The sequence below is a fragment of the Paenibacillus agricola genome, assembly GCF_011440305.1.
GTDB classification, from domain to species: Bacteria; Bacillota; Bacilli; order Paenibacillales; family NBRC-103111; genus Paenibacillus_S; species Paenibacillus_S agricola.
On the sequence record NZ_JAAOIW010000001.1, the window covers coordinates 919,225 to 932,517 of the forward strand.

Consider the following 13,293-nt stretch of genomic DNA (forward strand, 5'->3'; position numbering starts at 1 on the left):
ATTCCCTCCGTTTTTGGTGTTATTTAATTCCTGAGTAAACAAAAGCTTTGACGATTTGCTTGGAACAAAAGAGGTAAATGAGCAAAATCGGAACGACCAGTACGACGTTGCCTGCCATAATAATATGCCAGTTACTGATCCCTTCCGTTTCCCTAAGCATCGCAATGCCTAGCGTCAACGGGCGGATTCCAGCGGTATCGGTCATGACGAGCGGCCAGAAATAATCGTTCCAATGGCTGACAAAGCTGAATAAAGCAATCGTGGCAAGTGCTGGCTTGGACATAGGGATCATAATTTTCCACATAATTTTAAATTCAGTGGCATTGTCCAAACGCGCCGATTCAATAATTTCCTCAGGAATCTGCATGAAATATTGGCGCAGCAGGAAGATCCCAAAGGCATTCGACATAAAGGGAATAATTTGCGGAAGCAGAGTTTTCGTAATTCCCCAATCGGCCAGCATCAGATAGACAGGGATAAAGGTGATCTGGCCAGGAATCATAAACGCCAACAAAATCATCCCGAACAAAATCGATTTCCCGGCAAATTTATACTTAGCAAAGGCATACGCCGCCGGGATCATCACGATCAGCTGTAAGCAGATGATTGATCCGGTCACGATGATCGAATTTTTCGCGTACATCAGGAAAGGCCCGGCATTCATCGCATCAACAAAGTTGCTCCACTGCGGCGTTGCGGGAATCAATGTAGGCGGGAAGGACATCGTCTCCCGAAAGGTCTGGAGTGAGGTTGAGATCATCCACAGAAACGGGAAAACGAAGATCATTAAAACAGCCGCCTTCATGACCACACTCAACGCCGAGCCCATATTTTTAAAATCATAGGTATTCAAGCAACGAACCCCTTTCCATAGCGTAGTGGCGATTTATTGGTAATGTACCTTTTTGGAAAGCAACCGGAAGTAGATGAACGTTAGCACTCCGATAATAGCCATCAGCACTACGCCTGTAGCCGCCGAATAGCCAATATTGGTTGTCCTGAATCCGTAGATGTAATAGACAATGGTTTTTGTTGCGTCATTGGGACCGCCTCCTGTCATCACCTGCACCGTATCAAATACTTTAAAGGAGCCAATCGTCATAATAATTAAGATGAAAAATAGCTGCGGTGAGATCAACGGTAACGTAATTTTGGTAAACACCCTGAATTTACTTGCATTATCAAGCGCTGCCGCCTCGTAGATCGTAGGAGGTATACTTTGCAAGGCAGCCACAATGATCAAGGTGTAATAACCAATCCCTTGCCAGACCGAGACAATAATGACGGATAATAGTGCCGTGTTGGAGCTTTGCAGCCACTGCGAGGTGGGTAAGCCCAACGTTTTGAGTAGAAAATTGAGTAAGCCTTGATTCGGCTCCATCAGCCATAACCAAATGAGTGACACAGACACAATCGAAACGATATGCGGGGTAAATAGTCCAGCCTGGACAATGGCATTAAACCGGGTTCTTTTGCTCAGCCACATGGCAATTAGCAGAGAAATGGCGAGCGTCAGCACCACGACACCTACGGTATACACCATCGTATTGCCCAATGCCTTATAGAAATCGCCACGGGTGAAAATCTGCGTGAAATTATCGAAGCCGATAAACTTGCTTTTGGCTTTATTCATCAGATTGTATTTAAAAAAGCTCAAGTAAGTTAAATAAACGATCGGGTACATCACGAAAATAAAAATGCCTGCCATAGCCGGGGTGATCATCAGATACGAGCGAAAGGTGGTCCACACTCTTTTTTTATTCATCAGGTTGTCCCCGTAAAGCCTTCATATAGGTATAAAAGCGGATATGCTCCTCGCTGATTCGGTTGCCATCTGGTCCAAAGAAATAGATCTTGCTTGCCTCTACCCCTAAGTAAACCTGCTGTCCCACCGAGAACAGGTCTTCGGTACACTTCACCATAAAAGAATGCCCCTCAAGCCTCACCTGGTAGATCGTTTCAGAGCCGAGCATTTCGCGCGTCACGATCAAACCACGTATCGCATAATGGGTGTCTCCAGGCTCCTCGGACAAGGTGACACTCTCCGGGCGAAAACCAAATCTCACCCCATCCATGCCCAAATCGCCTACATTCATCGGTGGTACCCCAATAAATTGCGCTGCAAACAAATTGTTGGGCTGACGGTACATCCGGTCCGGCGGAGCCTCCTGCTGAATCACCCCTTGGTTCAATAGGATAATCGTATCGGCCATCGACATCGCTTCTACTTGGTCATGGGTCACATAAACAAAGGTTGTTCCCAGCTTTTTGTGCAGCTCAATCAGCTCAATACGCATCTGCCCTCTTAGTTTGGCGTCCAGATTGGAAAGCGGCTCATCCATTAGAAATACGGATGGTTTCTTGACCATCGCTCTGGCCAAGGCTACACGCTGACGCTGCCCTCCGGATAACGTCGAAGGCTTGCGGTCCAGATACTCACTCAGCCCAACCGTCGCACTGATACTTTCTACGAGCTGGGTTCTTTCCGCCTTGCCAACCTTGTTGTTCTTTAAGCCGAACTCAATATTTTCCCGTACCGACATCGTTGGATAAATCGCATAGTTTTGAAAAACCATTGCTACGCCTCTTTGCCCCGGAGCCACATCGGTTACATCCTTGCCGTCGATTAGCACCGAGCCGGAGGTCTGCGGATCAATACCCGCAATCATTCGGAGTAGCGTCGTTTTCCCACAGCCTGAGGGACCGACCAATACCGTGAAGCTGCCATCGGCAATTTTCAGATCCAATTCATTAATAATAATGCTTTTATCAAATGCTTTCGTGACCTTCACAAACTCAATTGAAGCCAAACTAAACCACCTCACTCTATATCAAATGCATGCTTTTGCTTCACACCGTGTATACCCGGATTCCACTTTCCACAAAGGGATGGAGATCCTGCTCGGATGCTTCCTTGCCTGTAATCAAATTATGAATGGAGCTATTAGGTGCCACCATATGCAAGGATAGCTTGCCAATCTTGGTATCGTCGGTTACTACAAAAATTTCCCGCGCCGCCCTGATCATCGCCTGCTTCGCTGGAACCAGCGGAGCTTCCGGATGCATTAACCCATGCTGTGGATGAAGCGCCGGCGTCCCGATGAATGCCTTGAGCGTATGCAGCGACCTTAGCACATGCTCGGTGAACATGCCGTTGAGCATATAACTGGAAGGATACAGCTCGCCTCCAGTTAAAATCACCTTAATGCGTGGTGCATCCTTCAGCTCTGCGGCCACATTCATATCATTCGTCACAACCGTAATGTTGGAGCGATGCACCAAATTTTTGGCAATATGCAGGGTCGTTGTCCCTGAGTCGATGATGATATGGTCCCCATCCTCAACTAGGCTGGCAGCCATTTGCCCGATCCTCATTTTTTGCTCCAAATTATGTGTGGATCTTTCCGCAAAGGAAGGCTCATCGTGGGTCCACTGCTCGACGATAACCCCGCCGTGCGTTCGTCTCAGCGTTCCCTCTTGTTCAATATCGTTCAAATCACGTCGTATGGTCGCTTCATGAACATTAAATTCCTTGGCCAGCGTGCTAATTGTAGCCGTATTATATTGCCTTACATAATCGATAATTCTGAGCTTCCGTTCCGCTGCTAACAAGCTCCATCCTCCATTCACATGTACTTCATTTCGTTATAGGCTTTAAGCATGGTAGACCGCCCATAACGGACATGATGGGCTTCCCGCAAGCTACTTGCCAGCAGCTCCTCACCCACTCCTAGATCCTCAGCAGTTAAAGGGGCGTTAACCTGCCTCAATAGCTCGCTAAGCTCAGCTTCCTTGGGAATTTGCTGCAGTTCCTTGGAAATGGCCTCCCATTGTTGGACAATTTGGAAGGCTTGCCCTGCCTGCTCCCCTCGAAGGACAAGCTCCCACGGTCTGCTGCCTTCCAAGGCAATTCTGTGGTACAGCTTGCTAATTTGGATCGTAGCTACACCTACTTTAGCGCCGTGGATCAGCTGCCTTTTGCCCAAACGGATATATGCCATTTCCCAATAATGCGATAAGTGATGCTCCGCACCTGAAGCCGGATGCGATTGGCCGAACAGCAGCATCGCAAGCCCCGATTCGATCAAGGCTTCAATTAGTGTGTGGATGCCCTCCTCTTGCCTGCCCGCCATTTGTCCCACCTGATTGACGCAGCGCATGAGCGCTTCCCGCGTTAGATCGGCAGCTATTCGCAGATAAGGCTCATTAGTGGTTAGCGAACCAAACTTCCAGTCGAACAAAGATGTATATTTACCCAGCATGTCGCCAAATCCGGCGGCCACTAAAGCTTGCGGTGCTCCCATTAAAATATCCAGATCCGCAAAAATCGCATCCGGTCCAACCGCCAAAATCGTTGTTTTCTCTCCACGGATAAGAATCGGCGCTCCTTTTGAATTAAAGCCATCTACAGATGGAGCTGTAGGAACAGAAACAAAAGGGATTTGCGTGGTATAAGCACTATACCTCGCAATATCGTGAATCGTCCCCCCGCCTACAGCGATCACAACCTCTGCGTGCATGCGTTGAACATCGAGAATGAGCTGAATAAGCGAAGCTTCATCGGCTAATACATCGCCGGTCCGATCCGGCTTGATGAGCGTTATATGCGCTTGGATCCCTGCTCGGGCAAGCAACGCCTCAAGTCTCCGTCCTGCTGCCTCATAGGTAGTGGCATCCGCCACGATAATAGCTTGCTGATAGGACTTCTGTAAAAGATAAGGCGCTACTTCTTGTAAGGCTCCGGCTTCAATGGTGATTCGATCCAGATTAATTCTTTGTTGCGCATGCTCATCGAGCCCTGCTGCCTTCTGTTTAATGCGCGTCAGTAAATCCGTCATGTAATGGTTTCCTCTCTCGGCACAAAATCTCGCACACATTCAAACATTTAGGGATACTATTTGTTCATTCGTGCTCATTTATATTACTAATATAAACATTGAGTATTAAGGGAGTGTCATTCTGATGTGGAGATTATGTAAAGCGGAAGAGTCGGATCGGATAAAAAGAAAAACCAGAATACGATGGTTAGTCGTGTTCTGGTTTAAGGAAACTTTATAAAGTAGAATTAATTGCCATTAATTCCAACTAATGGCTTACTTTTATTAATAATAACGCTGATCAGGCTGCAATTCAGCAAGCTTCTCTAAATAGCGGAAGAAGGCAACAGCTGCTTGAGCACGAGTTACCTCCTGCTTAGGGTTAAAGCTGTTCTCAGCAAGCGTCATGATGCCAAGTCCAAGTACGATAGCGGCTTCGCCACGATTTTTGAGCGAGCCTGCATCCTGGAAGCTGCTGTTAAAAATATGATCATATGCCGTTAGCTTCTTATAGCCAAGTGCACGTACAATGAGTCCGGCCATCTCTTCCCTGGTCATGACTGTCTGCGGATTAAATTCTTGCCCGAGGTCAATCAGCCCACGGTCTACCGCATTCTCTACATAGGCAAAATAGGTAGAACCATTACTTACATCCTTGAATGATGCCGCGCGTTCAGCTCCATAAGCGATTCCGGAACGCCCGCCATTCATCGTGATTACGAGCATCTTGATTAGCTCGCCGCGTGTTATGGAAGCATTCGGATTCACTTTCCCATCCGCTACATCCAGAGCTTGGTAATCCAGCATAATTTGCAGCTCTTTTTGAGCCCAATGGCCCTCGAGGTCTGTTACCTGGATTTTTTCCAAAGAGATGACTTCGCCATTAGTGCTACTCCTCCATTGACCCGTTGCTGCATCAAGGAAATAGCTCTCGCCACTATACTTCGACGTTAACACATAAACCAGCTTAGCCTCTTTGTCCACCTTGCCATTAACATCGGAGCCAGGAGGAAGCTCCCCGGCAGCCATCATCACACGGATCTTTTCCATCGGGATCGGTCCGCCTGCCATTTGGTTGAAAATTACATAATTCAGCTTGATTACATAAGGAGAAAGTAATAGTTCTTTGGCTTTATTCGCATCGATCGTTGCCGGCTTCGTAGCCGGATAAGCAATATTCGAGAAATTAAAATGGTAGTTCATCATATCGCCGGTAGCTTTATCTATAGAAACCTGTACGTTTTCCTGATTCACATACACACCATCAATGATTCGTTTAAACGAAATATCCCAGGCGCTCATCATTTTTAATTGTTCGGCAGGAATCTGATCAATCATGGATGTATCCAGCACTAGCTGATGGGTATACGCGGGCAGCTGTTTTTTCACAAAATCAATCGCCTTCGCTTTTGCCTCTTCCACAGTAACCTTTGGCTCAACTGGCTTCTGTTCGTCATACGGAATATACGTATTACGGCTAAAGCTGGTAATTACGCCAGTTTTGCTATTTACAGTCGCCCAGACGTTCGAGCCACCCCTCCCGATTACGGTGTCTTCCTTCGCTTGGCTCCACCTCAGATTCCAGACAGATTGCACCTCGCCTGTGATCGGGTTCGTGGATTCATTATAGGAAGCCTCCTCTTGCTTAGCTCCCTCGGGAAGCTTAAATGTAGAGTTGATTTTTTCCCATGCCTGTTCCTTCGTCAAATTAAGATGGCTCGCCGGCGGCTCGCTTATTGGCGATTCCGTCAACGGCTGTTCGGATTGAGGGACTGCTTTGGCAGCAAGTCCTTCCTTCCAAGGCTCTCCCGTTACCGCTTTCAAGACCAGCGGATCCATGCTGTAGGTAATAACAGGCTTTTTCTCACCCTTCGCTTCATAAAGCATCATATAATTTAGCTTAAGATTAGCGTTATCTCTGAAGGCTTTGGCCGCAGCTTCTTCGCTTATGGGTGTAGCTTGCTCAAAGGTGGCTGCCTCATCCCAATTAAAGCTGTAATTCGTGACGCTGCCGTCCCCGTTTATTTGCAGATTGATCCCATTCATCGGAAAAGCCACACCATTATGGATGCGGTCATACCTGATCGCATATTGATAGGAGCCGTTTAGCGGCGCTTTCAGCGACTGCTCCAAAATATCATTAAAGCGCAGCTGCCCTTGCTCATTCACATTGAGCTTGGCAATCCATTGAGCCGCAATTTCCTTAGCTCTCTGATAGTCCACTTTCGGGGGATAGCTCGGTTTAACATTAGGGTCGTTGCTATAGGAGGAATAATCCAAAAGCCTGCCGCTGACTCCATTAATCGTTACATTCATATTGCCGATGCTTTTGCCTTCCACAAGCTTCGTAAAGCTGATATTCCAGTAAATAATTTTATTGCTGTCGATCCCCATACCATTCGAACTCAAATTAACCGATTGGACTACATAACCATCCGGTATGGCTACATAAGATTTCGCGAGCTCAATCGCCTGTTCCTTAGTAATCTTCGCTTCCTCAGGAGAAACGGAGGAGCCACCGCCCGGCATGGGCGCAGGAATTGAAGTATAGGGCATCGAGCCAGGCATAGAAACAGGAGCCGAGCTGCTTGCTGCTGGATCAGAGGCTGGGCTTCCATTCACGGAAGCTGCCCCCGTGTCACCTCCTCCTGGAACAGATGCAGCGTTTGAACTCGTAGCTGCAGGCAGGCTTTCGGCTGCCATAGCCATTGGAATACTGGAAAATAATAGCATGGAAGTAAGTGCTACAGTGCTTGCTTGTTTGAGCATTTTCATAGGAATTCCCCCTTTTTTGCGTTGCCTTTACACGCTTAATCTCTAGACGGTGATTTCCATATAAAGGTTGCTGGGGATCCCACAAAATTTTCTCAGCTCGCATGCCCTCGTATTTTTTGAATACGGAGCAGGGCATAGCTGCGGGAATCATTAATACTAAACAAAAGGCGATCCACAATTCCGGCATCCTTCAATACGGAGGTTGCGTAATGCTCCAGTACCCATTGCTTATGCTGGTTCAGCCTTGAGACGATATCCTCCAGACGCCTCGCTTGGAAATCGCCTTTCGCATCCAGTTGATTCAGCTCAGTCTCAATGGCTGCAAGCTCTTTAAACAAGCTGATGAATTCGGCATCATCTGTATCCTGTTCTTTCCCTTTCTTCTTGCGGAAAGCAATAAGCAGAGTAGAAAGCACAGTAATACCAATCCCGACTATACCTTGAATTTTCTCAAAATCCTCCTGTGAAAATATCGGGTCTTTACGCGCCATAAATAACTCCGTACCTGCCGAAACGGGAAAGCTTGCTGCAATAAGGATGTTTTCTTCCTTCAAATTTTGACGGGTCTTGCCTACCATTGCCGGGCTATACAAAATCTCCAGCATTTTCGAAATTGCTTTGGGATCAGCTTCGGAATTGGCTACAACTTGCAGGTTGGTTCCTACTGTTTGAATATCTTTGGCAGGCACGGGCGGGTCAACATTGTAGGTAAAGGCCAAAATTTCAGCGTTAGCCACCCAACCCTGCCGTAATGCCAAAGAATTAGGAAAGGGCAGCTCCATCAGCTTGTAGCCGCGATCCTTCACAAAATAATCGGCAATATAGGAGGGTGTCAGTGAAATATTAAAAATCACATCAGGCAGCCTGTTTGCAGGCATACTGATTAAATCCTCGGCGCTATTATTGGTTTCAACGTAGCTTACCCCTTCCGTGAGACCCATATAATCCAGTACCTTTTTACCGATGATTCTCGTTCCTTCATCACGCGGTCCCAGGTCAATGACGGTTCCTTTCAGATCATCCTCCACAAGATCTCCACGAACCAGCACATGCAGCATTTCGGGTACTAAAGTAGCAACATGATTCACGTTAGGAAACTTTTTATCCAGTCCCCCTTGTATAAAAGCGACATCAAGCTTGCCTTCATTCACCTGCTCAAGAATTTCCAAGCTCCCGTTTGCGGGTTGAATAAGCAGCTTTAACCTGTTGGATTCCGCTTCCTCCTGCAGCTTTTTGGCGAAGTAATGCCGGCTACTCAAAATATCACCGCCAGAAATGCTCAATTCATAGCTTTTGGGAATAACGGAATATATGGAATACCCTAAAATACCAGTAACCACGCCAACAAGGACAATAATCAAAGCCAAACGGACAATTTTATGGCTCATTATCTTTTGAAACCAGTCCTCCAAAAACTTGGAGCCTACCTCTTCGTCGATCACGCGTTACACCTGCCCCTTTTAGTAAACTCGCACGCCGCCGCGCTTTTCAATAATGGCTTGTCCTTGTTCGCTGCGTACAAAATCCAGGAAATCGAGCTTCGTCTTTTCAAAAGCCTCCATACCGGGCTCACTATATAAAACATAATAAAAGGAACGGGTTAGTGGGTACCTGCTTGTGAGGATCGTTGTTGGCGTCATTTCAATACCGCCTACCTTTAGCTTTTTGATACTGTCGTTTACATCCTGCAAGCCCAATATTCCGATCGCATTGGGTGTATCCTCGATCGCCTTGCGTAATTCTTCGGCGGTCTGGAAGATCTGCATCGCCGCTGTGTAAGGGGCTCCCTTCATGACTAAATCCTCAACCATAATTCGGGTCGTGGAGGTTTTGACGCGTCCCATCACTTTAATCTCTTCATTCTTTCCGCCAATTGCACTCCAATTGGTTATAGCACCTGTTAAAATTTGATAAATGTGATCCGAGCTAATGTCGGTCAGGGCATTAGCTTGATTAACCACTATCGCCACACCATTTTTCCCTATTAAATATTGCTTGGTGTATTCATCCTCTTCGGTCCATTTGAGATCCCTCGACATTGTAGCCAAATCAATAGCACCCTTTTTCAAGGCCAGTAATCCTGGTGTCGATCCTCCGCCCGTATGGTTTACAATCACATTCGGATGTTTTTTCTTATACTCCTCTGCAAGTACAGCGGTGTATGGATCTACCGTGGAAGAACCGGCAATCAGCAAGGTTTGTTTATCCTCGCCTGTGGCCCACGCCGAATAGCCTACATATAAAGCAGCTGCCATCAAGCATAAGGATAGCAACGAGATGATGAGCCCTTTTTTCATATCCATTCACCTCCACTTTTATTTCGCAGGTATAATTCCGTAGTTTTGTGCTATTTTTTGTCCCTTCGCAGGCTCCAAGATGTAATCTATAAATAATTTGTTATGAGCCAACTGCTCTTCCCTCACATAAATGGACAAGTTTCTGGAAATAGGGTAGGTTTCAGCTTTAATTGTATGGGCATCTGCGCTAATTCCGTTAATAGGCAGAGGCTTGACGGTTTTGTTCACAGATAAGGTAGAGATATAACCGATAGCCCCTTTATGGGCTGCCGTATAAGATTGGATCGCCCTAGACTCAAGTATGCGAGTTTTCTTAGTAAGAAATGAAGTCGATCCCATTACTTTCTCACGCCAGGTCTCGTAGGTGCCTTGTGAAGGATCCTGTGAGGTGACTTCAATTTCCAAATTAGCTCCTCCGACCTCGGACCAATTGTTAATATCTCCTTTGTAGATCTGTTTGATCTGCTCAAGGGTCAGCCCAGTTACGGGATTCTCCGGATGTACAAATACAACAAGCGCATCCCGACCAATCAAATAGTTGGTGAATTTCAGCTTCTTGTCCTTTACCATTCGATCCAAATCTTCCGTCATTCCTGCAGAAGCCATCGAGATATCGGTCGTATCATCGATTAATGACTTGGTTCCATGGCTTGTACCTCCACCGTTTACAACCACCTTCTCCTGCGGATTGTCTGCCATGTAGCTTTCAGCGATGAGCTGAACGATAGGCAGTACCGTATCAGAACCCCGAATATGAATAACGTTCGAATCGGGAACTGCGGCATAGCTGTTGGAAGCCGGAGATGGCTTCACCACTACCAAATAAGCAACTAGAAAAAAAGTCGCCAATACCGCATATGTAGTCCATTTTCTTGTAGTCACCAAACATTCATCCTCCTAGTATAGGACTAACTTGATTGTGCTGCGCTTGAGCTTGGCCATGTACATGTGTATCCCTTCTATATTAGCTAATTTTATTCAGAAAAACTGCTTGCTAACGCAATCTTCATATAATCTTAACAATAGGTTTTTCTGCTTGCTTGCACATCTATGAATAGGTTAAAATTAACTCGGATTTATTCATGTAATATTTTCAACTTTACTATAAGATAAGGGAGTTATTTCGTATGAACACCATCCAATATGCACTCTTGAGCTTGCTTGCTCGGGAGCCACTCAGCGGCTATGATATGAAGCAACAAATTAACCTCAAAATTAATCCTTTTTGGAAAATTAGTAATAACCAGCTGTATCCCGTGCTTGGCAAGCTGGAAAAGGCATGCTTTATTCAGCTAAAAGCTATAGAACAAGATGGGTATCGGCCTGCTAGAAAGATTTATGAAATTACAGACGCTGGGCTTGAAAAATTAAAGGAATGGATTGCTGCACCTAGTGAAACCGATGTAATTCGGGACGAATTTACCGTTAAGCTTTTCAATTCCTGGTTATTAGAGCCTGAAAAAATGATAAATATCCTTGCGGACCGCAAACGACAGCATGAGGAAAAGCTTTTACTTTATGCGAATAAAATGAAGGAGCTTGCCGTTCGGCCGGAGTATGGTGATATCGAGACCCCGCTTTTTTCAACGGCTGCTATCCTTAATCTGAGGATGGGCTATGAGCGAAGCTATATGGAATGGTGTGACAATATGGGAATGCTTTTACAAGGTAGCTTAGACCAAAAGAGCAAAACCGCCAAGCTCTGACCATGAAGTGGCTCATATAGCCGACAACCGTTGACAAACCAAAAAAGCGTGCCTACAGCCCTTCAATGGATACTGAAGAAGCTGTAGGCACGCTTTTTTACTCACATATCATGATAAAGCCAAGCATCACCCGCCCAAGTCGTATGGATGTGATACCAATCACCTTTTTTCTCAAAGGCTTTGACCTTCTGGGGAGACAATGCACCTAATTTATTCGTTGCCACGGTTGTGGGCAATTCGGATAAAACGGTAGGTGCCGTAAGCTGGAGAACCTGGTCGATCGGGACAATCTTATTGTCCTCGGGATTGGCAACTTTTCCATTGGGATAGTCCAAGGGCGAGCTTGTTGCTCCGGCAGGAATCCACTTATCACCCACCCAAGTCTTGATTCGGTACATATAATTCCCTACATCCGTTACTTCGACGGTTTGCGGGGTAATGACATACCAAGTGCTGGTGTCGGTATAGGCATCATTATACAACAACGTTTGATTAGTTATCTCCACCGTGGCTTTTTTGCTGTTGGTGGGTTGAATGTTGGTAAGCCAACTCTTATAGCGTATAATCGGGTGGTCCACATGGACCCATTTGTTCCCAAGCCACGTCTCGACTTGAAACCAGGCTTCCGTAGCCGTTTCGTAGTAGCTATTTTGCTTCATCGCTGTTAGCACCTGTGGGGTTAAGAAAGTGGTCGGCTGCCAGTTCAGCTTCTGGTCATTATATAGCTGCGTCGGCTGTCTTAATTCCACCGTGAAGGTTTTGGGCGCAAAGGACTTATTTTGCCACTCGCCTAAGGGAATTTCCCCTGTAATTCTGTCGACGATCACATCGGCTATGGCACGGTACCCCATACTATTGGGATGTAAGGCATCCTGCATAAAGCGGTGCTCCGGCATGGCTACTCGCCCGAATATAAGGCTGGGGATGTCAATAATATCGACACGCTCGCTGTAGCCCTCAAAGCTCTGGTACACATTCCATAATTGGTCTGAATAGGACTGGGCATTCTCAATGGGCGAGATTTGCTCACTTTTTAGCGGATTTTTCGTTAAAAAGGTGTTAGGGATACGAAGAAGAATATGTCCGGTCGTCTCATTAAGAATCCGATCCACTGCCTTCTGCAGATCCGCTCTAATCTGATTTGGGCTGCTTCCTTGTGCCGGTCCTCGCCGTATATCGTTAATTCCATAAGATAGGACATAGAGATCTGCATGATCCTGGATTACCGTATCCAGCGTATTATAGTTGGTTGATCTATTACTCACAAAATTATGTAACGTGTCGCCATTCGTTCCACGGTTATTGACCGTGACTCCTTCCAGCGGACCGCCAGGAGCCGCGTATTGCTGGGAAATGCGAGCGTACAAGCCAGAAGCAGACTCCGTCGTGCTATCGCCTACAAAGTCAATGATTTTACCTGACTTGGGATTGTCATAGAATTGGTGAATGGTGGTGCTGGTATCATTGGCAGCGAAGGTGTGCGAAGGCAGGCAAAGGGCAACGAATAGAGCAATACTTATTGTTAGCAGCATGGTGTAAGTTATCTTCATGTTTGGGCTATCCTCACTTATTCATTTATTGATAAGCATTCTATAATAAAGTTTATCCAACAATCTCTAATTCTATCGTAAAAAAGCCCCAAATGAAAGTTGTGGCACAATGAAGCGGACAATAAAGAGGCTGTTCCTTAGCCATTGT

General features: G+C 46.2%; 11 protein-coding genes. 1 reads left to right on the forward strand and 10 read right to left on the reverse strand.

The window, feature by feature from the left end:
- Nucleotides 1-19: 19 nt before the first annotated feature.
- The 9 genes from G9U52_RS04315 to G9U52_RS04355 all read right to left on the reverse strand — a co-directional run bounded on the left by G9U52_RS04315 (nt 20) and on the right by G9U52_RS04355 (nt 10,771).
- Entirely contained in the window at nt 20-829 is an 810-nt protein-coding gene (locus G9U52_RS04315) for a carbohydrate ABC transporter permease (protein WP_166146732.1), read from the reverse strand.
- A 57-nt stretch (nt 830-886) separates the two neighbouring features.
- On the reverse strand, nt 887-1,765 hold the full coding sequence (locus G9U52_RS04320) for a carbohydrate ABC transporter permease (RefSeq protein WP_166146513.1): 879 nt from the start codon (nt 1,763-1,765) through the stop codon (nt 887-889).
- Nucleotides 1,758-2,810, reverse strand: coding sequence for an ABC transporter ATP-binding protein (locus G9U52_RS04325; RefSeq protein ID WP_166146515.1), 1,053 nt, complete (start codon nt 2,808-2,810; stop codon nt 1,758-1,760). Before G9U52_RS04325 ends, G9U52_RS04320 begins: the two co-directional genes overlap by 8 nt.
- Before the next feature lie 40 nt (nt 2,811-2,850).
- Nucleotides 2,851-3,612, reverse strand: coding sequence for a DeoR/GlpR family DNA-binding transcription regulator (locus G9U52_RS04330; protein WP_166146517.1), 762 nt, complete (start codon nt 3,610-3,612; stop codon nt 2,851-2,853).
- A 14-nt stretch (nt 3,613-3,626) separates the two neighbouring features.
- Nucleotides 3,627-4,838, reverse strand: a complete 1,212-nt coding sequence (locus G9U52_RS04335; protein WP_166146519.1) for a sn-glycerol-1-phosphate dehydrogenase — start codon at nt 4,836-4,838, stop codon at nt 3,627-3,629.
- 264 nt (nt 4,839-5,102) lie between these two features.
- The gene (locus tag G9U52_RS04340) at nt 5,103-7,592 is read right to left on the reverse strand and encodes an S-layer homology domain-containing protein (RefSeq protein WP_166146521.1); all 2,490 of its coding nucleotides are present in this window, start codon (nt 7,590-7,592) and stop codon (nt 5,103-5,105) included.
- Nucleotides 7,593-7,684: 92 nt separating this feature from the next.
- Nucleotides 7,685-9,034 (reverse strand): TAXI family TRAP transporter solute-binding subunit, encoded by a 1,350-nt coding sequence (locus tag G9U52_RS04345; RefSeq protein ID WP_166146522.1) that lies wholly within the window; start codon nt 9,032-9,034, stop codon nt 7,685-7,687.
- An 18-nt stretch (nt 9,035-9,052) separates the two neighbouring features.
- Nucleotides 9,053-9,889, reverse strand: a complete 837-nt coding sequence (locus G9U52_RS04350; RefSeq protein ID WP_166146524.1) for a phosphate ABC transporter substrate-binding protein — start codon at nt 9,887-9,889, stop codon at nt 9,053-9,055.
- Between the two features lie 18 nt (nt 9,890-9,907).
- Complete coding sequence (locus G9U52_RS04355) at nt 9,908-10,771, reverse strand: phosphate ABC transporter substrate-binding protein (RefSeq protein ID WP_166146526.1); 864 nt, start codon at nt 10,769-10,771, stop codon at nt 9,908-9,910.
- Nucleotides 10,772-11,016: 245 nt separating this feature from the next.
- On the opposite strand from G9U52_RS04355, the gene G9U52_RS04360 reads away from it, so the two are divergent.
- Entirely contained in the window at nt 11,017-11,595 is a 579-nt protein-coding gene (locus G9U52_RS04360) for a PadR family transcriptional regulator (protein WP_166146528.1), read from the forward strand.
- A gap of 101 nt (nt 11,596-11,696) precedes the next feature.
- Here G9U52_RS04360 and G9U52_RS04365 read toward each other — a convergent pair whose 3' ends face one another.
- Nucleotides 11,697-13,145, reverse strand: a complete 1,449-nt coding sequence (locus G9U52_RS04365; RefSeq protein WP_166146530.1) for an SGNH/GDSL hydrolase family protein — start codon at nt 13,143-13,145, stop codon at nt 11,697-11,699.
- Nucleotides 13,146-13,293 lie beyond the last annotated feature (148 nt).

Bases quoted from the DNA above. Each gene is read 5' to 3' on its own strand.
- G9U52_RS04315 (WP_166146732.1), bottom strand. From the start codon at position 829: ATGGGCTCGGCGTTGAGTGTGGTCATGAAGGCGGCTGTTTTAATGATC.
- G9U52_RS04320 (WP_166146513.1), bottom strand. From the start codon at position 1,765: ATGAATAAAAAAAGAGTGTGGACCACCTTTCGCTCGTATCTGATGATC.
- G9U52_RS04365 (WP_166146530.1), bottom strand. From the start codon at position 13,145: ATGAAGATAACTTACACCATGCTGCTAACAATAAGTATTGCTCTATTC.
- G9U52_RS04335 (WP_166146519.1), bottom strand. From the start codon at position 4,838: ATGACGGATTTACTGACGCGCATTAAACAGAAGGCAGCAGGGCTCGAT.
- G9U52_RS04340 (WP_166146521.1), bottom strand. From the start codon at position 7,592: ATGAAAATGCTCAAACAAGCAAGCACTGTAGCACTTACTTCCATGCTA.
- G9U52_RS04360 (WP_166146528.1), top strand. From the start codon at position 11,017: ATGAACACCATCCAATATGCACTCTTGAGCTTGCTTGCTCGGGAGCCA.
- G9U52_RS04350 (WP_166146524.1), bottom strand. From the start codon at position 9,889: ATGAAAAAAGGGCTCATCATCTCGTTGCTATCCTTATGCTTGATGGCA.